Source organism: Pseudomonas sp. zfem003 (assembly GCF_032621675.1).
GTDB classification, from domain to species: domain Bacteria; phylum Pseudomonadota; class Gammaproteobacteria; order Pseudomonadales; family Pseudomonadaceae; genus Metapseudomonas; species Metapseudomonas otitidis.
Genome location: NZ_JAVYJG010000001.1, coordinates 265,009 through 287,641, shown reverse-complemented (window position 1 = coordinate 287,641; position 22,633 = coordinate 265,009). Strand labels below are relative to the sequence as shown.

The 22,633-nt window shown below is 68.8% G+C and carries 9 protein-coding genes; 4 read left to right on the top strand and 5 right to left on the bottom strand.

Annotated features, from left to right (window positions below):
* Positions 1–2: 2 nt before the first annotated feature.
* The 4 genes from RTK35_RS01315 to RTK35_RS01300 form a co-directional block, all read right to left on the bottom strand.
* On the bottom strand, positions 3–1,151 hold the full coding sequence (locus tag RTK35_RS01315; protein WP_142009639.1) for a PilZ domain-containing protein: 1,149 nt from the start codon (positions 1,149–1,151) through the stop codon (positions 3–5).
* 15 nt (positions 1,152–1,166) lie between these two features.
* On the bottom strand, positions 1,167–2,681 hold the full coding sequence (locus tag RTK35_RS01310; protein ID WP_044404755.1) for a glycosyltransferase: 1,515 nt from the start codon (positions 2,679–2,681) through the stop codon (positions 1,167–1,169).
* 98 nt (positions 2,682–2,779) lie between these two features.
* Positions 2,780–4,207, bottom strand: coding sequence for a mannose-1-phosphate guanylyltransferase/mannose-6-phosphate isomerase (locus RTK35_RS01305; protein ID WP_316907175.1), 1,428 nt, complete (start codon positions 4,205–4,207; stop codon positions 2,780–2,782).
* A 152-nt stretch (positions 4,208–4,359) separates the two neighbouring features.
* A complete protein-coding gene (locus tag RTK35_RS01300; protein WP_044404749.1) occupies positions 4,360–5,670 on the bottom strand; it encodes a nucleotide sugar dehydrogenase in 1,311 nt (436 codons plus the stop codon).
* 567 nt (positions 5,671–6,237) lie between these two features.
* Between RTK35_RS01300 and RTK35_RS01295 the strand changes: the two genes are divergently transcribed.
* Positions 6,238–7,242 carry a GNAT family N-acetyltransferase gene (locus RTK35_RS01295; protein ID WP_308725587.1) on the top strand — a complete coding sequence of 335 codons (1,005 nt, stop codon included), beginning with the start codon at positions 6,238–6,240 and terminating at the stop codon, positions 7,240–7,242.
* 193 nt (positions 7,243–7,435) lie between these two features.
* On the opposite strand, the gene RTK35_RS01290 is transcribed toward RTK35_RS01295, so the two are convergent.
* A complete protein-coding gene (locus tag RTK35_RS01290; protein ID WP_160481110.1) occupies positions 7,436–7,996 on the bottom strand; it encodes an RNA polymerase factor sigma-70 in 561 nt (186 codons plus the stop codon).
* Between the two features lie 398 nt (positions 7,997–8,394).
* On the opposite strand from RTK35_RS01290, the gene RTK35_RS01285 reads away from it, so the two are divergent.
* From RTK35_RS01285 to RTK35_RS01275, 3 genes are all read left to right on the top strand, one after another.
* Positions 8,395–8,613, top strand: coding sequence for an MbtH family protein (locus RTK35_RS01285; RefSeq protein WP_044404743.1), 219 nt, complete (start codon positions 8,395–8,397; stop codon positions 8,611–8,613).
* A gap of 1 nt (position 8,614) precedes the next feature.
* A complete protein-coding gene (locus RTK35_RS01280) occupies positions 8,615–9,373 on the top strand; it encodes a thioesterase II family protein (RefSeq protein ID WP_142009623.1) in 759 nt (252 codons plus the stop codon).
* A gap of 84 nt (positions 9,374–9,457) precedes the next feature.
* Positions 9,458–22,480, top strand: coding sequence for a non-ribosomal peptide synthase/polyketide synthase (locus RTK35_RS01275; protein WP_316907174.1), 13,023 nt, complete (start codon positions 9,458–9,460; stop codon positions 22,478–22,480).
* Positions 22,481–22,633: the final 153 nt, after the last annotated feature.

Here is a 22,633-nt window from a genome sequence, read left to right as displayed (position 1 = left end):
CCTCAGCGAGTGGCGCCGAGCAGCGGCAGGCCGAGGTAGAAGTCCACCGCCACCGGTTGCTGGTAGGCCTCGCGGGGCAGGGGCTGCTCGGGCTTGAGGGTCAGCACCACGCTCTGGGTCTGGGCGTCGACGCTGGAGGCGACGATCTCCCCGGCGATCACCTGGTCGCTGCCGTACACGCTCATGTCCACTGCGCGCACGCGGTTCATGTCGGGCAGCTTGGCGAAGGGCACGCTGGCGCGCACCACGAGGTCCTCGTCCTTCGGCAGCAGGTGCACCAGGGGGGCCTGCTTGTAGTTGAAGCCGTCCAGGCGGCGGCTGGGGAAGTACAGGTCGCAGTCGCAGGGGCTGTTGATCAGGGTCTCCACGGTGGCGCGGTTGAGCAGGGCCTGGACATCACCGGGGGCGAGGTTGGAGAGGGCGGCCATGTCCGCCGGGCTGGTGAAGCTGGTGGCCAGCTGGGTGGAGATGCTGGCCAGCGGCTCGCCGGTGGTGACCGAGCGCTGGCCGGGCTTGAGCAGGTACTTGACGTAGCCGTTCTCCGGCATGGTGAGCACGTAGGCGTCGGCGCTCACCGTGGCCTGCGCGGCGGGGATGCGGAAGAACAGCAGGTAGGCCTTGTAGCTGACGATGCCCAGGGCGGCGAGGCCGATGAGGCTGAAGGCGAGGGTGCCGGCAGCGGCCTTGAGGCGGTCCAGCGGGGTGCGCGCGAGGGCGTGTTTCTGCTTGCGCTCCTTGATGTAGTTCTCGCGCTGCATGACGTTGAACAGCCCGTTGATGTCGGCGATCTCGCCGGACATGTAGGACGAGATGATGTAGCGCAGGATGTCGCGCTTCTGCGCGTCCAGCTCGACGAACTGCGCGCCGACCTCGTTGCCGCGCTGGGAGACGATCTTCAGCTTGGCGTCGATGTTCAGGTCCAGCTTGGCCAGGCGCAGCTTGATGGAGGCGTTCATCAGGGTGCCGAGCTTGAGCGGCTGGGCATGGATGAGGCCGATGCCGCCGAGGGAGATGTCCTGGATGTCGCATTCCAGGCCGGTGAGGCCGCCGCCGCTGAGGATGACCTTGGCGGGAATGCGGGTGCGCACGTGCTGGCGCTCGTCGATGGCTTCGTGGATGACGTTGTCGGGTATGAGGGTCGTGCTGCTCATGGCTGTCGCGCCTGCTTAGATTTGAGTGAGTTCGAGGAGCACCGAAACGACGCCCAGGAAGATCGCGATGGAGGAAAACATCATGGCCTTGGAGGACCAGCGGTTGAGCCGGACGTCGAAGCTGACGCCACGGTTGCTCAGGGTGGTCTTCTGGCGGGTCCAGCTCTGCTGGTCCATGTGGAAGAGGGCGTACACCTTCATGATCGAACCCACGATCTGGTTGTAATAGAGAACGAACGGATACAGGGCATCCACCGGGTGGCCGCTGAAGTGGAACAGCAGCGTCACCAGCGTCCGCGACAGCAGCACCCAGAACAGGTACACCAGCAGGTACTGCACGCCGAACAGCAGGGCGGCGGCCACCGAGGCGGTGAGGCCCATCAGGCAGGTCCACATGGACAGGCGCTGGTCGTAGAGCACGTACAGGGTGAAGGCCCCCAGGCGCTCCCAGCCCAGCAGGCTGGTGGCGCGGAAGTTCTGCCGCAGCGAGTTGCCGTACCAGCGGAACATCAGCTGGCGGGTCGCGCGGAAGAAGTTGCTGTCCGGCGGATGCTCCACGGTCAGGGTGTGGCTGTCGGGGACGTAGAAGGTGTCCCAGCCGGCGCGCATCAGGCTGAACCAGGAGGACTTGTCGTCGCCGGTGAGGAACTGGAAGCGCCCCAGGCGCCAGTGTTCGAGGAAGTCCGCCTCGACGTCGCGGATGAACTCCGGGTCGGTCATCACGCTGGCCCGGAAGAACGACAGCCGGCCGGTGAGGGTCAGCACGCGTCGGGAGAGGGCCATGGAGCACATGTTGATGTGCCGCTGGACGAAGCGCATGGTGTGCCACTCCTTGACCAGCTTGCCGCCCTCCACCTCGCAGTATTCGTTGGTGGTCAGGCCGCCGACGCTGGGCAGCAGGGCGAACATCTTCACCGCCCGCTCGACGCAGCCGGGCAGCATGATGGTGTCGCCATCCACCACGCCCACCACCGAGTTCTGCAGCGGCATCTGCCGCGACAGCGCACGGAAGGCGTGGGCCAGGCCATCGCGCTTACCGGTGCCACGGGCACGCACGATGATCAGCCTGATGTCGCTGCGCTCGCGCACCTCGTCCCGCATGATCGCCTTGATGAAGTTCTCGTCACCCTTCTCGACGATGGAGGCGATCACCGTGCAGGGAACACCCAGGCGCTGCACCTCCTGGAACACCGAGCGGTAGACCTTGAAAGTGGTGGTGGTGGGAATGCGGAAGCTGGTCACCACCATGAACAGGTGGTCCGGCAGCGCCTCGTCACCCATCGCCTCGACCTGCTTGCGCATGCGCGGGAACTTCCAGTGCAGGAAGTACATCCCCCTCAGGAAGTGGATGGCCGCGTTGCTGTAACGCCAGATGCCGATGGCCCCGATGATGAAGATGAACTTGTGGTGGGCCGGGTCCAGGTACTCCGGGGCTACCATCTCCGAGGCCAGGGCGACCAGCGCGAACAGGCACGTCCAACCGATCAGCTTGCGCAGGCGTCCGCAGGACGCGGCGTCTGAAGCGTGCATCCAGTACTACTCCATTCGTTCGATACGACTTCCATTGGCACGCGCGCCGCTTGGCATCCGTGCCTCCCCACAATGGGGCCGTGACGGCCCCGCTGCGCTCAGTCCATCAGTTCCGGTGTGCGCCCGTAGACGTCGTCCAGCCGCTTGATGTCGTCCTCGCCCAGGTAGCTGCCGGACTGCACCTCGATCAGCTCCAGGGGGATCTTCCCGGGGTTGGTCAGGCGGTGGACCGAGGCCACCGGGATGTAGGTCGACTGGTTCTCGCTGAGCACGAACTGCCTGTCGTCACAGGTGACGAAGGCCGTGCCGGACACCACGATCCAGTGCTCCGCGCGGTGGTGGTGCATCTGCAGCGAGAGGCTGGCGCCCGGTTTCACGGTGATGCGCTTGACCTGGAAGCGCGTGCCCTCGTCGATGCTGTCGTAGGCACCCCAGGGACGGTGCACCCGGCTGTGGCTCTCGGCCTCGGGGCGGGACTCCTCCGCCAGGTGCCCGACCAGTTGCTTGATCTCCTGCACGCGGTCCTTGTGGGCGACCATTACGGCGTCCTTGGTCTCCACCACCACCACGTCGTCCAGGCCGACCAGGGTGACCAGCTTGTGCTCGCTGTGGACCAGGCTGTTGCGGCTGTTCTGCAGCACGACGTTGCCGCGCGTGACGTTGCCGGCGGCGTCCTTGCGCTGGATCTCCCAGAGCGAGGACCAGGAGCCGACGTCGCTCCAGCCGGCGTCCAGGGGCACCACGCAGGCGTGCCGGGTGTGCTCCATCACGGCGTAGTCGATGGAGTCGTCGGGGCAGTGCTCGAAGCTCGCCGGGTCGATGCGGAGGAAGCCGAGGTCCTGCTCGCTGCGGGCCAGGGCTGCCTGGCAGGTCTCGTAGATGCCGGGTTCGTGCTGCTTGAGCTCCTCCAGGTAGCGGCTGGCGCGGAACAGGAACATGCCGCTGTTCCAGAAGTGATTGCCCGCCTCGACGAAGCGCCGTGCCGTGGCCAGGTCGGGCTTCTCGACGAAGCGCTCCACCGGCAGCACGCCCTCGGGCAAGCCATTGCCGAGGGAGGCGGTGCGGATGTAGCCGTACCCCGTCTCCGGGCTGGTGGCCGGCACGCCGAAGAGCACCAGGGCGCCTTGCTCCGCCGCCAGTCGGGCGCGTGCCAGGGCACTGTGGAAGGTCTGGACGTCGTCGATGACGTGGTCGGCCGGCAGCACCAGCAGCAGTTCGTCACGCCCGGCTTCGAGCAGCGTCAGGGCGGCGATGGCCACGGCCGGCGCGGTGTTGCGGCCGAAGGGCTCCAGCAGGATGGACTGGACCTTCCTGCGGATGCCGGCCAACTGGTCGGTGACGATGAAGCGGTGGGCTTCGTTGCAGACCACCATCGGCGGCTCGAGCCCTTCGAGGGCCAGGCGCTCCACGGTCTGCTGGAACAGGGTGTTCTCGCCGACCAGGGCAAGAAACTGTTTCGGGTACTGCTTGCGCGATAGCGGCCAGAGGCGCGAGCCACTGCCGCCGGACAAGATGAGCGGAATCATGCCGTCTCTCCCGGGCGTTCAAGAGTCAGTTCACAAGGGCGTTCAACGTCGTGTTGCCTGGCGACGGCGTGCTTCTCGGTGGGGCCGGTGGTGGCCCCGTGGCAGCCTGTCGCGTCACGCCGCAGCGGTGATACGCACCGCTGCGGCAGGGGTCACCAGCAGATGCCTTCCTTGCCCTGGCCGCTGGGGGTCTGCATGAAACCCACCAGGTCCAGGACCTGCTTGTCGGGTGCAACGGATGCCAGGACTTCACCGAACTGGCGGTCGTTGTTGCCGAGGATGATGACGTCGGAGTCGTCCAGCACTTCGTTCAGGTCCTTGCGCAGCAGGGCCGACACGTGGGGGATCTTCGACTCGATGTAGTCCTTGTTGGCGCCGAACACGCGGGCGTACTCGACGTTGCGGTCGAAGATCTTCAGTTCGTAGCCCTTGCCGATGAGCATCTCGGCGAGCTCCACCAGCGGGCTCTCCCGCAGGTCGTCGCTGCCGGCCTTGAACGACAGGCCGAGCAGGCCGATCTTGCGCTTCTCGTAGGCGGTGACGAGGTCGAAGGCGCGCTCCACCTGGACCTTGTTGCTGCGCATGACCGAGGCGAGCATCGGGTGCTCGACGTCCAGGGTGCCAGCGCGGTAGGTCAGGGCGCGCACGTCCTTGGGCAGGCAGGAGCCGCCGAAGGCGAAGCCCGGGCGCAGGTAGTAACGGGACAGGTTGAGCTTGTGGTCCTGGCAGACCACGTCCATCACCTCGCGGCCATCGACGCCGCAGGCCTTGGCGATGTTGCCGATCTCGTTGGCGAAACTCACCTTGACCGCGTGCCACACGTTGCACGTGTATTTGATCATCTCCGCCACCTCCACGGGCTTGCGGATGATGGGCGCATCCAGCTCGCGGTAGAGCTCTTCGAGGAGGTCGCCGGACTCGCGATCCAGTTCGCCGATGACGGTCATGGCGGGGTAGTCGTAGTCCTGGATCGCCGTGCTCTCGCGGAGGAACTCCGGGTTGGTGGCAACGCCGAAGTCGACACCGGCGCGTTTGCCGGAGCAGTCCTCGATGAGGGGGATCACCACGTTCTTCACGGTGCCCGGCAGCACGGTGCTGCGCACGACCACGGTGTGGCGCGTGGACTTGCCGCGCAGCGCCTCGCCGATCTGCCGGCACACGGCTTCCAGGTAGACCAGGTCGAGGTCGCCGTTGCGCTTGCTCGGGGTTCCCACGCAGATGAACGACATGTCGGTGGCCATGATGGCTTCCCGCACATCGGTGGTCCCGCGCAACAAGCCCGCATCGACCCCCTTGCGCAACAATTCTTCGAGACCCGGTTCGACGATGGGTGACTTTCCTGTGTTGATCAGGTCGATCTTTTGTCGGGAAACATCAACTCCTACAACTTCATGTCCCCGGGAAGATAAACAGGCCGAACAGACTGCGCCTACATAACCGAGACCAAAAATGCTGATCTGCATATATCCCTCTGCACAATAAAAGAATCGCCACCCCTCCATGGAGGACTGCTGTCATTTGTAGTTTTTATCTGACACTTCTGGAGGATGTTTCACTGGCTGAATTAAGCACCTTCTTCCAGACTAAGAGGAATTAATTGCAGTATTCAACACTTGGTCGAAAAAAATTTATTTCCCATTTAAATCAATAATTTAAAAATCGCATTTTACATGGCGTCAAAAATCCTACGCAAACTCGCCTAATTTTTGGCGTCAATAAAATATCTATTTTATAGCGCGACTCGCTATAAGAAATTGTGTTTCAGAGTAGGAAAATTCCAGGTGTGAGCGGTGCTTTCAAATTGGCTGGATTGTTTGTTTTAGTTGTTTTGATGCGCACTTTTTAAATTGGAAATTTTGTTATTCGGAGCGCGCTTTATTGTTGTTTAAGTTGTTCTCAAGTAGATGCAGAGGCGCGTGAGGGCTGTCGACTGCATGTTCTACAGGGCGTGTCCGTTGAACGGTCCTGCCTAATTTCCATGTCGTCTGCCGCGTTTCATCAGGGACAGTCAATCACTCGCGAGCCTCACCATGTCCCGACAGCATCCCCTGTCGAGCCTGCCCCTGCCTGGGGGGCGGCGCCTCGACGTCGACGAATCCCAAGACCGTCTGCACCTGTTTCTGGATGGCCAGCCCCTCCTGGAGCTGGGCGCCCAGCCCGGCGAGCAGCCGCTGCTCAAACCCCTGCAGCCTGCGCTGCCCGATGCTGATGCGCTGGGGTTGGCGAGCTACCTGTGGTTCGCCCGTGAGCCTGGGTGCCAGGCGTTGCGCTGGCAGTTGAGCGTCGCTCCGGCAGAGGCGCTGGCTGAGGGCTGGCTGGTGCCGGCGCAGGAGCCTGGCGTGTTCGTGTGCGAGCGTGGGGTGTTCTGGCAGCGGCCGGCGCCCTGGGTGCAGGCGCAGCCGGCATACCCGGAGCGGTTGGTGATGAGCGAAGGGCGGCGCCACCCACGCCGGCCGCCCAAACCGAGTGGCGAGGTGTACCGGCGTTTCGACGCGCGGCTGGGGGCCTGGTTCTCCCTGCGCACGCTGGACATCGAGGCCGATCTGGAGCGCTTCAACCGCTGGCAGAACTCACCCCGGGTGCTGGCGTTCTGGCAGGAGGGCGGCAGTCTCGACCATCACCGCGCCTACCTGCAGCGCCTGGCCGACGACCCGCACACCCTGACCCTGGTGGGCTGCTTCGACGACGAGCCGTTCGCCTACTTCGAGGCCTACTGGGCCAAGGAGGACCGTATCGCACCGTTCTATGCCGTGGACGACTACGACCGGGGCATCCACATGCTGGTGGGAGAGGAACAGCATCGCGGGCCGCACAAGGTGGCCGCCTGGCTGGCGGGGCTGACCCACTACTTGTTCCTCGACGATCCGCGCACCCGCCGCGTGGTGGCCGAGCCCCGCGCCGACAACGCGCGGATGATCGGCCACATGCAGGGCTTGGGGTTCTACCGCGAGAAGGAGTTCGACTTCCCCCACAAGCGCGCCGCCCTCATGGCCATCAGCCGCGAGCGTTTCTTCGACCGCTGCACGCTGGCCTGAGCCGCACCCGGGCTGAAGCCCGGGCTACAGCGTGGCGCTACCCGTAGCCCGGACTACAGGGGTGAGGAGTATCCGTAGCCCGGACTTCAGTCCGGGAGTCCTCCCGGTTCAGATCCCGGGCATAAGCCCAGGCGACGGGGTGCGGGTTGGTGGAAAGGAGCGGGGCAGGGAAGCCCCGCGTCAGGCGGGAGGGTCAGGCGATGCGTTCGGGTTGTTCGGCGTCGTTCTGTGCGCGGGTCACCTTGCGGCAGTGAACCAGGGCGTCGCGGATCATGAAGTTGACCAGGGTCGGCGAGACGCCCAGCTCCTTGGCGATGTCCTTCTGCGGCACGCCGTGCAGGCGGTACATCTCGAAGGCGTAGCGGGTACGGGCCGGCAGCTCACCGAGGGCGTCGGCGATGTGTTCCAGGGTGGCGTAGTTGATGTGCGAAGCCTCGGGCGAGGCGCCTTGCATCACCACCACGTTGAGGCCTTCTTCCTCGGTGCCGGCATAGCGCTGTTCCAGGGCCTGCTTGCGGTAGTGGTCGATGGCCAGGTTGCGCACGATCTGGAACAGGTAGCTGAGCTGGGCCTTGATCGAACTGGTGATCCTCGGCGCCGACTGGAGGCGGAAGAAGGCGTCCTGCACCACGTCTTCGGCCCGGGTCCGGCAGCCGGTCACCCGCATCGCGATCTTCACCAGGATGGAGCGATTGTCGATGAAGACCTGCAGAAGTGGGGAATCAAGCCGGCTTGTTGAGAGTTGATCCGTCATGGAAATCACCTTGCGCATGGGTAGGCATAGGGCCCGGTTACCTGTGGGCTCCCGTTCAGCGGGGTAACAAATTATGACTAGTGATAATCATTGTCAAATGCGACAGATAAGCAATTCCTGTCGAGAGGAAGCAGATCACACCGAGGTTTCCGGTGCGTTGCGGCGACATGACGGAACCGGGACGGCGGTTGTGAAAAAAGAATGTGCGCGGGGACTTGAGGAGTAGGAAGGGCTGTAGGACTGGCCTACAGGAGCCGGCCCCTCGCCGTAATCGCTGGCGACGCCTCGCCGGGGCCGGAGGGCCCACACCGGACCGCTAATTATTCCCGTTCGCCATCCGTACTCCTCAGTGCAAGCACGGGCAGGTCGCCCGGCCCAACCCGCATGAGGAGACAGACATGGTGTTCGATCGTGATGACGTGGTGTTCCAGGTGGTCATCAACCACGAGGAGCAGTACTCGATCTGGCCGGACTACAAGGCCATTCCCGCCGGCTGGCGCGCCGCCGGCAAGAGCGGGCTGAAGCAGGAGTGCCTGGCGTACATCGAGGAGCACTGGACCGACATGCGCCCCCTGAGCCTGCGCAAGCAGATGGAACAGGCCGAAGGGGTGGCCTGAGGTGAGCGCGCCGATCAGTCTGCGCCTGTTCTGCCTGCCGTATTCCGGCGCCAGCGCCATGGCCTACAACCGCTGGCGGCGCATCCTGCCCGCCTGGCTGGTGGTGCAGCCGCTGGAGCTGCCGGGGCGCGGCATGCGCATGGACGAGCCGCTGCACACCCGCCTCGACACGCTGGTGGCTCAGCTCGCCCGTGAGGTTGCGCCCCAGGTGCAGCAGCCCTACGCGCTGTTCGGCCACAGCCTGGGCGGGCTGCTCGCCTTCGAGCTGGCCCACGCCCTGCGCGAGAAGGGGCTGCCCGAGCCCCTGGCGCTGTTCCCCTCGGCCACCGCCGGCCCGGCCCGGCGCAATGTCGATGACTACCGCGACGCCAAGAGCGACGCCGAGCTGATCGCCAGGCTGCGCAGCCTCCAGGGCACCCCCGAGGAGGCCCTGGCCAACGAGGAGCTGCTGCGCCTGACGCTGCCTATCCTGCGCGCCGACTTCCTCGTCGCCGGCAGCTACGCCTACCGCCGGCGCGAGCCGTTGCAGGCGCCCATCCACGTGCTCGGCGGCAAGGCCGACGAGTTGCGTGTGGATGAGCTGCTGGACTGGCAGGACGAGACCGCCACCGGCTTCTCCCTCGACCTGTTCGAGGGGCACCACTTCTTCCTCCAGCAACAGGAAGCCGCCGTGCTGCGCACCCTCAAGCGCTACGCCGAGCAGCACCTGCTGCGCCTGCGCGCCCGCACGTCGCGCCAGGTTCCGCTGGCGGCCGGCTGAGCCGCCCGGCGCGGCCGTCGTGCCGGGCGCGCCCCTTCGTTTCAACGAACCCCGAATTCAAGCCGCATCAGGCAGGACGACAACATGATGGACGCCTTCGAACTCCCCAGCACCCTGGTCCAGGCCCTGCAGCGCCGCGCTGCCGAACAGCCGGAACGCCTCGCCTTGCGCTTTCTCGAAGGCGAGGGCGACGGCGTGGTCATCAGCTACCGGGAGCTGGATCGGCGCGCCCGGGTGATCGCCGCTGCCCTGCAGGCGGAAGCGGAGTTCGGTGACCGCGCGGTGCTGCTGTTCGACAGCGGCCCCGATTACGTCGCGGCGTTCTTCGGCTGCCTCTACGCCGGCGTCATCGCCGTGCCGGCCTACCCGCCGGAGTCCGTACGCCGCCATCACCAGCTGCGCTTGCTGTCGATCATAGACGACGCCGAGCCGGCCCTGGTGCTGACCAGCGCCGCCCTGCGCGAACCCCTGCAGCAGCTGAGCACCGACCTGGGCACTGCCGGCCCGGCGCTGCTCTGCGTCGAGGACCTGCAGGACGAACTGGCCGACGCCTGGTGCGAGCCGGTGCTGGCCGCCGACGACATCGCCTTCCTGCAATACACCTCCGGCTCCACCTCGCTGCCCAAGGGCGTGCAGGTGAGCCACGGCAACCTGGTGGCCAACGAGCTGTTGATCCGCCGCGGCTTCGGCATCGGCGCGGACGATGTGATCGTCAGCTGGCTGCCGCTCTACCACGACATGGGCCTGATCGGCGGCCTGCTGCAACCCATCTTCAGCGGCGTGCCCTGCGTGCTCATGTCGCCGCGCTACTTCCTCGAACGCCCGGTGCGCTGGCTGGAGGCCATCGCCCAGTACGGCGGCACCGTCAGCGGCGGCCCCGACTTCGCCTACCGCCTGTGTTGCGAGCGGGTCAGCGCCGCGGCCCTGGCGCGGCTGGACCTCAGCGGCTGGCGCGTGGCCTTCTCCGGCTCCGAGCCGATCCGCCAGGACAGCCTCGAACGCTTCGCCGGCCAGTTCGCCGCCTGCGGCTTCTCCGCCGCCAGCTTCCTCGCCTGCTACGGCCTGGCCGAGGCGACCCTGTTCGTCACCGGCGGCGTGCGCGGCCAGGGCATTCCCGCCCTCGGCGTGGACGGCGCCGCGCTGGCGCAGAACCGCATCGAGCCGGGCGCCGACAGCCTGCTGCTGAGCTGCGGTTTCGGCCAGCCCGAGCACGCCGTGATGATCGTCGAGCCGGCGAGCGGCGCCGCGCTCGGCGAGAACCAGGTGGGCGAGATCTGGGCCAGCGGCCCGAGCATCGCCCACGGCTACTGGCGCAACCCGGAAGCCACCGCCAAGGCCTTCGTCGACCGCGACGGCACCAGCTGGCTGCGCACCGGCGACCTGGGCTTCAAGCGCGACGGCGAGCTGTTCGTCAGCGGCCGCCTCAAGGACATGCTCATCGTCCGGGGGCACAACCTCTACCCGCAGGACATCGAGCGCACCGTCGAGACCGAGGTCGAGCTGGTGCGCAAGGGCCGCGTCGCCGCCTTCGCCGTGGAACAGGACGGCGAGGAGGGCATCGGCATCGCCGTGGAGATCGGCCGCAGCGTGCAGAAGGCCCATGCGCCGGAAACCCTGATCCGCATGATCCGCCAGGCCGTGGCCGAGGCCTGCCAGGAGGCGCCGCGCGTGGTGGTGCTGCTCAACCCCGGCGCGCTGCCCAAGACCTCCAGCGGCAAGCTGCAACGCTCCGCCTGCCGCAGCGGCCTGGAAGACGGCAGCCTCGACGCCTACGCCTGCTTCCCCGCCATCGACTCCAGCGCTGCATCCAGCGCCCCGGCCGAAGCCGCCGGCGAGCTGCAACAGCGCATCGCCGCCCTCTGGGCCGAGCAGTTGCAGGTGCCGGTGGTGAACGCCGACGACAGCTTCTTCCTGCTCGGCGGCAACTCCATCGGCGCCGCCCAGGTGATGGCGCGCCTGCGCGACGAACTGGGCCTGGAGCTGGAATTGCGCCAGCTCTTCGAGGCCCGCTCCCTGGCTGAATTCACCGCCGCCGTGCAGGCCCAACAGGCCAGCGGTGCGCCGCGCCAGGGCGCCATCCCGCGCCTGCCGCGCAACCAGGACCTGCCGCAATCCCCCGCGCAGAACCGCCTCTGGTTCCTCTGGCAGCTGGACCCGCAAGGCGCCGCCTACAACATCCCCGGCGGCCTGCGCCTGCGGGGCGAGCTGGACGAAGGCGCCGTGCTGCGCAGCTTCCAGCAACTGGTGCAGCGCCATGAGGCGCTGCGCACGCGCTTCCTCGAACGGGACGGCGTCGCCCTGCAACGCATCCTGCCGTCCCAGGAACTGAGCCTCTCGCGCCTCGACCTCAGCCACCTCGACGGCGCCGAACGCGATGCCCGCGCCGCCCAGCTGCGCGAAGAGGAAGCCCAGGCGCCCTTCGACCTGGAGCAGGGCCCGCTGCTGCGACTGACCCTGGTGCGCCTGGACGATGAGCAGCACCAGCTGTGGCTGACCCTGCACCACATCGTCGCTGACGGCTGGTCGCTGAACCTGCTGCTGGACGAGTTCTCCCGCCTCTACGGCGCCGCCTGCGGTGGCCCGGCGGCGGACCTGGCGCCCTTGCCCCTGGGCTACGCCGACTTCGCCGCCTGGCAGCGCCAGTGGCTGGCCGACGGCGAGGCCGAACGCCAGCTGGCCTGGTGGCGCGAGCAACTGGGCGACGAGGCCCCGGCCCTGCAACTGCCCACCGACCGCCCGCGCACCGCCCAGCGCAGCCACGCCGCCGCGCGCCACAGCCTGCGCCTGGATGACGACCTGGCCAAGGCCCTGCGCGCGCTGGCCCAGGCCGAGCATTCCACCCTGTTCATGGTGCTGCTGGCGGCTTTCCAGGGCCTGCTGTTCCGCCTCAGCGGACAGGCGGACATCCGCGTCGGCGTGCCCGGCGCCAACCGCCAGCGCCTGGAAACCCAGGGCCTGGTCGGCTTCTTCATCAACACCCTGGTACTGCGTAGCCAGCTCGACGGCCGCCACACCTTCAGCGCATTGCTGGCCCAGGCCCGCGAGGCCACCCTCGGTGCCCAGGCGCACCAGGACCTGCCCTTCGACCGCCTGGTGGACGCCCTCGGCGGCGAGCCGTTCCAGGTCATGTTCAACCACCAGCAGCGCGACCTCTCCGCGCTGCGCCGCCTGCCGGGCCTGCTCGCCGATGAGCTGCCCTGGCACAGCCGCGAGGCCAAGTTCGACCTGCAACTGCACAGCGAGGAAGACGCCCGTGGCCGCCTGACCCTGGCCTTCGACTATGCCACCGAACTGTTCGACGCCGGCAGCGTGCGCCGCCTGGCCGAGCGCTTCGTCAGCCTGCTGCGACAGGTGGTCGAGCAACCTGAGCGGGCCCTGGGCGATATCCAGTTGCTGGACGAGGCCGAGCGCAGCCAACTGGCCGGCTGGGCGCGCGCGCCACAGCCCGTCGCCAGCCGCTGGCTGCCCGAGCTGCTGGAACGGCAGGCTGCCGCCGACCCGCAGCGCATCGTTCTCCAGTGGGCCGAAGGGCAACTGGACAGCGCCACGCTGCACCGCCGCGCCAACCGCCTGGCCCATCGCCTGCAAGCCCTGGGCGTCGGCCCCGACGTGCCGGTGGCCATCGCTGCCGAGCGCTCGCCGGAGCTGCTGGTGGGCCTGCTGGCCATCATCAAGGCCGGCGGCGCCTATGTGCCGCTGGACGTGGACTACCCCCGCGAACGCCTCGCCTACATGCTGCAGGACTGCGGCGCGCGCCTGCTGCTGACCCAGTCTCACCAGATCGAGCGCCTGCCGATTCATGAGGGCGCCCGCGTCATCGAGCTGGACCGGGAGGAGGGCGACTGGCCCGACAGCCCACCGACCGCCGCCGTGCAAGGCGACAACCTCGCCTACGTCATCTACACCTCCGGCTCCACCGGCCAGCCCAAGGGCGTCGGCAACACCCACGCCGCCCTGGCCGAGCGTCTGGCCTGGATGCAGGCGCAGTACCGCCTGGACGCCAGCGACGTGCTGCTGCAAAAGGCACCGGTGAGCTTCGACGTTTCCGTCTGGGAATGCTTCTGGCCGCTGATCACCGAAGCGCGCCTGGTCTTGGCCGCGCCCGGCGAGCACCGCGACCCGCGCCGCCTGGTGCAATTGGTGCGCGAGCACGGCGTGACCACGCTGCACTTCGTGCCGCCGCTGCTGCAGCTGTTCATCGAGGAGGCGGTTGTCAGCGAATGCACCTCCCTGCGCCGCCTGTTCTCCGGTGGCGAGACGCTGCCCGCCGCCCTGCGCGACCGGGTGCTGGAGCGCCTGCCGGCGGTGCGCCTGGACAACCGCTACGGCCCCACCGAAACCGCCATCAACGTCACCCACTGGCAATGCCGCGTCGAAGACGGCGAGCGCTCGCCCATCGGCCAGCCCCTGGGCAACGTGCTCTGCCATGTGCTGGATGCCGAGCTCTCGGCCCTGCCGGTCGGCGTGTCCGGCGAGCTGTGCATCGGCGGCGCGGGCCTCGCCCGGGGCTACCTGGGCCGCGCGGCGCTCACCGCCGAACGCTTCGTGCCGGACCCCTTCGGCGAGCCGGGGGCGCGTCTTTACCGCACCGGTGACCGCGCGCGCTGGGGCACCGACGGCGCGCTGGACTACCTCGGCCGCCTCGACAGCCAGGTCAAGCTGCGTGGCTTCCGCGTCGAGCCCGAGGAGATCCGCGCGCGCCTGCTGGCCCTGCCCGGTGTCGGCCAGGCCGTGGTGGTGCTGCGCGACGGCCCCGGCGGCCCGCGCCTGGTGGGCTACTACTGCGCCAACGGCGCCGCCGAGGATGAAACCCGGCAGACCGAGCGCCTGCTGCAGGCCCTGCGTGACGAGCTGCCGGAGTACATGGTGCCAGCGCAGCTGATGCGCCTGGAGGCGCTGCCCGTCGGCCCCAGCGGCAAGCTGGACCGCCGCGCGTTGCCCGAACCCGCCTGGCAGCAGGCCGAGCACCGCGAGCCGGCCACTGAGCTGGAGCAACGGGTCGCCGCCATCTGGCGCGAGGTGCTGGGCATCCAGCGCATCGGCCTGGACGACGACTTCTTCGCCCTGGGCGGCCACTCGCTGCTGGCCACCCAGATCGTCTCCCGCACCCGCCAGGCCTGCGACGTCGAACTGCCGCTGCGCGCGCTGTTCGAGGCCAGCACCCTGGAAGGCTTCTGCGCCGAAGTGGCGCGCATCCAGGCCAGCGGCCAGGTGGACAGCCAGGGCATGATCGCCCGCGTCGACCGCAGCCGCCCGGTGCCGCTGTCCTATTCCCAGCAGCGCATGTGGTTCCTCTGGCAGCTGGAGCCGGACAGCCCCGCCTACAACGTCGGCGGCCTGGCGCGCCTCAGCGGCCCGCTGGACGTGGCCCGCTTCGAGGCCGCCTTGCAGGCCCTGGTGCAGCGCCACGAGACCCTGCGCACCACCTTCCCCAGCGAGAACGGCGTGCCGCGCCAGCAGGTGGCCGAGCAATCGTCCCTGGTGATGGGCTGGGAGGATTTCTCCGCCCTGGATGCCGACACCCGCCAGGCCCGCCTGCAGGCGCTGGCCGATGACGAGGCCCACCGGCCCTTCGACCTGGAGACCGGCCCGCTGCTGCGGGTGGTGATGGTCAAGGGCGGCGAGCGCGAGCACCACCTGGTGGTGACCCTGCACCACATCGTCACCGAAGGCTGGGCGATGGACATCTTCGCCCGCGAACTGGGCGCGCTCTACGAGGCCTTCCTCGACGACCGCGAATCGCCCCTGGCGCCCTTGCCGGTGCAGTACCTCGACTACAGCGCCTGGCAGCGCCAGTGGCTGGAAGGCGGCGAGCGCCAGCGTCAGCTGGACTACTGGACGGCCCAGCTGGGCCACGAGCACCCGCTGCTGGAGCTGCCGACGGACCGCCCACGCCCGCCGGCCCAGAGCCACCGGGGCGAACTGTACCGCTTCGACCTGCCGGCCGCACTGGCCGAGCGCTTGCGCGCCTTCAACGCGGCCAACGGCCTGACCCTGTTCATGACCATGACCGCAACTCTGGCCGTGCTGCTGCACCGCTACAGCGGCCAGCAGGACCTGCGCATCGGCGCGCCGGTGGCCAACCGCATCCGCCCGGAAAGCGAAGGGCTGATCGGCGCCTTCCTCAACACCCAGGTGCTGCGTTGCCAGCTCGACGGGCAGATGAGCGTCGCCGCGCTGCTGGAGCAGGTGCGCCACACCGTGATCGAGGGCCAGTCGCACCAGGACCTGCCCTTCGACCAGCTCGTCGAGGCCCTGCAGCCGCCGCGCAGCAGTGCCTACAACCCGCTGTTCCAGGTGATGTGCAACGTGCAGCGCTGGGAGTTCCAGCAGACCCGCGAGCTGGCGGGGATGAAGGTCGAGTACATCGCCAACGACGCCCGCGCCACCAAGTTCGACCTCAACCTGGAGGTCACCGACCTCGACCATCGCCTCGGCTGCTGCTTCACCTACAGCTCCGACCTGTTCGAGGAACCGCGCATCGCGCGCATGGCCGCGCACCTGTGCACCTTGCTGGAAGCCTTGCTGGGCGACCCCGAGCGGCGTCTGGCGGAGCTGCCGCTGCTGAGTGACGATGAGCGCCTGGCGCAGCTCGAAAGCCTGGGCGAGGAGCCCGGCGAGCACCGCCTCGACGGCTGCATCCATCGGCTGTTCGCCGCGCAGGCCGCGCGCACGCCCAGAGCGCCGGCCCTGACCTTCGCCGGGGAAACCCTCGACTACGCCACCCTGGACGCCCGCGCCAACCGCCTGGCCCACCTGCTGCGCGAGCGCGGCGTCGGCCCCGAGGTGCGCGTCGGCCTGGCCCTGGAGCGTTCGGCGGCCATGGTGGTCGGCCTGCTGGCCATCCTCAAGGCCGGCGGCGCCTACGTGCCGCTGGACCCGGAATACCCCACCGAACGCCTGCACTACATGATCGAGGACAGCGGCATCGTCCTGCTGCTGGGCCAGGCCGCGCTGTTCGACACCCTCGGCGAGCTGCCGGCCGGCGTCGGCCGCTGGTGCCTGGACGAGGACGAGGCCGCGCTGGCCGCTTACCCCGCCAGCGCGCCGGTGGACCTCGCGCGGCCGCAGCACCAGGCGTACCTCATCTACACCTCCGGCTCTACCGGCAAGCCCAAGGGCGTGGCGGTCAGCCACGGCGAAATCGCCATGCACTGCCAGGCGGTGATCCGCCGCTTCGGCATGCGCGCCGACGACTGCGAGCTGCACTTCTATTCCATCAACTTCGACGCCGCCAGCGAGCGCCTGCTGACGCCGCTGCTGTGCGGCGCGCGCCTGGTGCTGCGGGCCCAGGGCCAATGGGGCGCCGAGGACATCTGCCAGCTCATCCGCGAGCAGGGCGTGACCATCCTCGGCTTCACCCCCAGCTACGGCAGCCAACTGGCGCAGTGGCTCGGCGCGCGGGGTGAAACCCTGCCGGTGCGGCTGGTCATCACCGGGGGCGAGGCGCTGACCGCCGAGCACCTGCAACGCATCCGCGCGGGCTTCGCGCCCCAGGCCTTCTTCAACGCCTACGGCCCCACCGAGACGGTGGTGATGCCCCTGGCCGCCCTGGCCCCGGCGCAGCTGGAGGAGGGCGCCGCCAGCGTGCCCATCGGCCGCATGGTCGGCGCGCGGGTGGCCTGCATCCTCGACGCTGATCTCGCCCTGGTGCCGCCCGGTGCCATCGGCGAGCTCTATGTCGGCGGCGCCGGCCTTGCCCGTGGCTACCATCAGCGCCCCGGTCTCACCGCCGAACGCTTCGTGCCCAACCCCTTCGCCACCGATGGCGGGCGCCTGTACCGCACGGGCGATCTGGTGCGCCAGCGCGACGACGGCCAGCTGGAGTACCTCGGCCGCATCGACCAGCAGGTGAAGGTACGCGGCTTCCGCATCGAGCTGGGCGAGATCGAAGCGCGCCTGCTGGAACACCCGGCGGTGCGCGAAACCGTGGTGCTGGCCCTGGACAGCCCCAGCGGCAAGCAGCTGGCCGGCTACGTGGCCTGTGCCGCGGCGGAAGAGGGCGCCGATGCGCAACAGGCGCTGCGCGAAACCCTCAAGGCGCACCTGCGTGCCCAGTTGCCGGAACACATGGTGCCCGCGCACCTGGTGCTGCTCGACAGCCTGCCGCTGACCCCCAACGGCAAGCTCGACCGCCGCGCGTTGCCCGTGCCGGACCCGGAGCACAACCGCCAGCAGTACCTGGCACCGACCAGCGAGCTGGAGCAGAGCCTGGCGGCCATCTGGCGCGAGGTGCTCAACGTCGAGCAGGTGGGCCTGGCCGACAACTTCTTCGAGCTGGGTGGCGACTCCATCCTCTCCATCCAGGTGGTCAGCCGTGCCCGCCAGCAGGGCATCCACTTCAGCCCGCGCGACCTGTTCCAGCACCAGACGGTGCAGACCCTGGCTGCCGTCGCCCGCCGCGAGGCGCTGACCCAGGTGGACCAGGGCCCGGTGACCGGCAGCATGCCGCTGACGCCCATCCAGCACTGGTTCTTCCAGCAGGCGCCGGAAAACGTCGGCCACTGGAACCAGTCGCTGCTGCTGGAAGCCGGCGAACGCCTGGATGTGGCCCATCTGGAGCAGGCCCTGCAGAGTCTGGTGCAGCACCACGACGCCCTGCGCCTGTCCTTCACCCGTGACGGCGACACCTGGCACGCCGAACACCGCGCCCCCACCAGCGAGGCCGACGGCCTGCTGTGGCAGGCGCAGGTCGCTGATTCCACCGAGACCGCAACCCTGCTGGCCGACTCCCAGCGCAGCCTCGACCTGGCCAACGGCCCGCTGCTGCGCGCCTTGCTGCTGGAAGGTCCGGACGGGCGCCAGAAGCTGCTGCTGGCCATCCACCACCTGGTGGTGGACGGCGTCTCCTGGCGCGTGCTGCTGGACGACCTGCAAGCCGGCTATCGCCAACTGCAGGCCGGGCAACCCCTGGCGCTGCCGGCGCGCACCAGCGCCTTCAAGGCCTGGGGCGAACGCCTGGCGGCCTATGCCGGCAGCGAGCCCCTGCGCGAAGAACTGCCCTGGTGGCAGGCGCAACTGGGCGGCGACGACGCGCCGCTGCCCTGCGACCGCGAGGCCGAGCAGGACCTGGAGCGCGACGCCCAGCGCATCACCCTGCGCCTGGATGCCGAGCGCACCCGCCAGCTGCTGCAACAGGCGCCCGCCGCCTACCGCACCCGCGTCGACGACCTGCTGCTCACCGCCCTGGCCCGCGTGCTGTGCCGCTGGGCCGCGCGTGATTCGATGTTGGTGCAACTGGAAGGCCACGGCCGTGAGCCGCTGTTCGACGACATCGACCTCAGCCGCACCGTCGGCTGGTTCACCAGCGCCTACGCGCTGCGCCTGGCACCGGCCGAGGGGCTCGGCGCGGCCGTCAAGGCGATCAAGGAACAGCTGCGCCAGGTGCCCCACAAGGGCCTGGGTTACGGCGTGCTGCGCCACCTGGCCGACCCGGCCACCCGCGCCGCCATGGCGGCGCTGCCGCCGGCGCGCATCACCTTCAACTACCTGGGCCAGTTCGACGGCAACTTCGCCGAGGGCGCGCTGCTGCGCCCGCTGGAGGAAAGCGCCGGCCCGGCCCACGACGCCGACGCCACGCTGCCCAACTGGCTGAGCGTGGACGGCCAGGTGTTCGGCGGCGAGCTGCTGCTCAACTGGACCTACAGCCAGGCGCGCTACGACCGCGCTACGGTGCAGGGCCTCGGCGAGGCCTTCATCGCCGAGCTGCAGGCGCTCATCGCCCATTGCCTGGAGGAGGGCGCCGGTGGCCCGACGCCGTCGGACTTCCCCCTGGCGCACCTGAGCCAGGAGCAGATCGACCAGTTGCCGGTGCCGGCCGCCGCCATCGACGACATCTACCCGCTTACGCCCATGCAGGAAGGCCTGCTGCTGCACACCCTGCTGGAGCCGGGCACCGGCATCTACTACATGCAGGACCGCTACCGCATCAACAGCGCGCTGGACGTGGAGCGCTTCACCCGCGCCTGGCGCGCCGTGGTGGCGCGGCACGAGGCGCTGCGGGCGTCCTTCGTGTGGAACGCCGGCGAAACCATGCTGCAGGTGATCCACAAGCCCGGCGCCACCGAGGTGGACGTGCTGGACTGGAGCGACCTGCCCGAGGACGGCCACGAGGAACGCCTGCAGGCGCTGCACCGCACCGAGCGCGAGGCCGGCTTCGACCTGCTGCACCAGCCGCCCTTCCACCTGCGCCTGATCCGCCTGGGCGAGGCGCGCTACTGGTTCATGATGAGCAACCACCACATCCTCATCGACGCCTGGTGCCGTGGCCTGCTGATGAGCGACTTCTTCGAGGTCTACGCCGCCCTGGGCGAGGGCCGCGAGCCGCAGCTGCCGTTGGCGCCGCGCTACCGCGACTACATCGGCTGGCTGCAGCGCCAGGACCTGGGCCAGGCCCGCGCCTGGTGGCAGGGCAACCTGGCCGGCTTCGAGCGCACCACCCACCTGCCGAGCGACCGGCCGATCCTCCGCGAGCACGCCAACGACAGCGGCGGCATGCAGGTGGGCGACCGCATCACCCGCCTGGACGCCGCCGATGGCGCCCGCCTGCGGGAACTGGCGCAGCGTCACCAGCTCACCGTCAACACCCTGGCCCAGGCGGCCTGGGCCCTGGTGCTGGCGCGCTACAGCGGCGAGCGCGACCTGGTCTTCGGCGTCACCGTGGCCGGGCGCCCGGTGGGCATGCCGGAGATGCAGCGCACCGTCGGCCTGTTCATCAACAGCATCGCCCTGCGGGTGAAGCTGCCCGCACCGGGCCAGCGCCTGAGCGTGCGTGACTGGCTGCAGGGGCTGCTGGCCAGCAACCTGGAGCTGCGCGAGCACGAGTACCTGCCGCTGGTGGCCATCCAGGAATGCAGCGAGCTGCCCAAGGGCCAGCCGCTGTTCGACAGCCTCTTCGTGTTCGAGAACGCGCCGGTGGAAGTCGCGGTGCTGGACCGGGCGCAGAGCCTCTCGGCCAGCTCGGATTCCGGCCGCACCCACACCAACTTCCCGCTCACCGTGGTCTGCTACCCGGGGGACGACCTGGGCCTGCACCTGTCCTACGACCGGCGCTACTTCGAGGAGGCGACCATCGACCGCCTGCTGGGCGAGTTCAAGCGCCTGCTGCTGGCCCTGGGCGAGCACATCGAGGCCGACATGAGCGCGCTGCCGCTGCTGGGGGATGCCGAGCGCGAGCTGCTGCTCAACGGCGTCAACGACAGTGCCCGCGACTACCCGCTGGAGCAGGGCTACGTGCGCCTGTTCGAGGCCCGCGTCGCCGCGCACCCGCAGCGCATCGCCGCCCGTTGCCTCGACCGCCAGTGGAGCTACGCCGAGCTGAACCGCCACGCCAACCGCCTGGGCCATGCCCTGGGCACCGCCGGTGTCGGCCTCGACCAGCCGGTGGCGTTGCTGGGCGAGCGCGGGCTCGACCTGCTGGGCATGATGGTCGGCACCTTCAAGGCCGGCGCCGGCTACCTGCCGCTGGACCCGGCGCTGCCCACCCCGCGCCTGACGCGCATCCTCGAACTCAGTCGCGCCCCGGCGCTGGTGGCCACCCGAGCCTGCCGCGACCAGGCCATGCTGCTGCTGGAGGAGCTCGGCTGCGGCCAGCGTCCGCGCCTGCTGGTGTGGGAGGACGTGCTGCAAGGCGCCTGGCCGGAGCAGGACCCGGGCATCCACAGCGGCCCGGAGAACCTCGCCTACGTCATCTACACCTCCGGCTCCACCGGCTTGCCCAAGGGCGTGATGGTCGAGCAGGCCGGCATGCTCAACAACCAGTTGAGCAAGGTGCCGTACCTCGACCTGAGCGAGGCGGACTTGATTGCCCAGACGGCCTCGCAGAGCTTCGACATCTCGGTGTGGCAGTTCCTCGCCGCGCCGCTGTTCGGTGGCTGCACCGAGATCGTCCCCAACGCCATCGCCCACGACCCGCAGGCGTTGCTGGCCCATGTGCGCGAGCGCGGCATCACGGTGCTGGAGAGCGTGCCCTCGCTGATCCAGGGCATGCTCGCCGAGGAACGCGCCGTGCTCGGCACCCTGCGCTGGATGCTGCCCACCGGCGAGGCCATGCCGCCGGAGCTGGCGCGCCAGTGGCTGGAGCGCTACCCGCAGGTGGGGCTGGTCAACGCCTACGGCCCGGCGGAATGCTCGGACGATGTGGCCTTCTTCCGAGTCGACGCCGCCTCCACCGAGGGCACCTACCTGCCCATCGGCAGCCCCACCGACAACAACCGCCTGTACCTGCTGGACGACGCCTTCGAGCTGGCGCCCCTGGGCGCCGTGGGCGAACTCTGCGTCGCCGGCACCGGCGTCGGCCGTGGCTACGTCGGCGACCCGCTGCGCACCGCCCAGGCCTTCGTGCCCAACCCCTTCGGCGCGCCGGGCGAACGCCTGTACCGCACCGGCGACCTGGCCCGCCGCCGCGCCGACGGCGTGCTGGAATACGTCGGCCGTGTCGACCACCAGGTGAAGATCCGTGGCTACCGCATCGAGCTGGGCGAGATCGAAGCCCGCCTGTTCGAACGGCAGGACGTGCGCGACGCCGCCGTCAGCGTGCAGGAAGGCCCCACCGGCAAGTACCTGGTGGGCTACCTGGTGCCCAGCGATGCCACGCGCTTCGCCAACGCCGCCTCGCCGGCCAGCCGCCTGGCGGAAGAGGGCGCCTGGTTCGAAGCCATCAAGCAGCAGCTGCGCGGCGACCTGCCGGACTACATGGTGCCGCTGCACTGGCTCGTGCTCGAGCGCCTGCCGCTGAACGCCAACGGCAAGCTCGACCGCAAGGCCCTGCCGCCCCTGGAATTCGGCCCGCTGCAGGCCCAAGACCACCTGGCCCCGCGCAACGAGCTGGAAACCACCCTGGCCGGCATCTGGGCCGATGTGCTCAAGGTCGAACGGGTCGGCGTGCGCGACAACTTCTTCGAACTCGGCGGCCACTCCCTGCTCGCCACCCAGATCGCCTCACGCGTGCAGAAGACCCTGCAACGCAACGTGCCCCTGCGGGCCATGTTCGAGTGCAGCACGGTGGAGGAGCTGGCGAGCTACATCGAATCGCTGGAAGGCAGCGTCGTCACCGAGGAGAAGGCCGCACGGCTGGAGGACCTGATGGCCAGGCTGGAGATGCTGTAACGGCAGCAGGGCACGCGGAGCGGGGAGGGCTCCGCGTGCGTCGGCTGGATGGGCGGGTACACGGTGTTTTCAGAAAATACCTGAACGCCTGCACATAAACGGCTGATAAATCGCTTAAGAAGAACGTGCTAGCGCCGATAGCAAGGGACGGCC

Excerpts from the sequence above, each read along its gene's own strand:
- RTK35_RS01315 (WP_142009639.1), bottom strand. The coding sequence starts at position 1,151 with ATGAGCAGCACGACCCTCATACCCGACAACGTCATCCACGAAGCCATC.
- RTK35_RS01310 (WP_044404755.1), bottom strand. The coding sequence starts at position 2,681 with ATGCACGCTTCAGACGCCGCGTCCTGCGGACGCCTGCGCAAGCTGATC.
- RTK35_RS01305 (WP_316907175.1), bottom strand. The coding sequence starts at position 4,207 with ATGATTCCGCTCATCTTGTCCGGCGGCAGTGGCTCGCGCCTCTGGCCG.
- RTK35_RS01300 (WP_044404749.1), bottom strand. The coding sequence starts at position 5,670 with ATGCAGATCAGCATTTTTGGTCTCGGTTATGTAGGCGCAGTCTGTTCG.
- RTK35_RS01295 (WP_308725587.1), top strand. The coding sequence starts at position 6,238 with ATGTCCCGACAGCATCCCCTGTCGAGCCTGCCCCTGCCTGGGGGGCGG.
- RTK35_RS01290 (WP_160481110.1), bottom strand. The coding sequence starts at position 7,996 with ATGACGGATCAACTCTCAACAAGCCGGCTTGATTCCCCACTTCTGCAG.
- RTK35_RS01285 (WP_044404743.1), top strand. The coding sequence starts at position 8,395 with ATGGTGTTCGATCGTGATGACGTGGTGTTCCAGGTGGTCATCAACCAC.
- RTK35_RS01275 (WP_316907174.1), top strand. The coding sequence starts at position 9,458 with ATGATGGACGCCTTCGAACTCCCCAGCACCCTGGTCCAGGCCCTGCAG.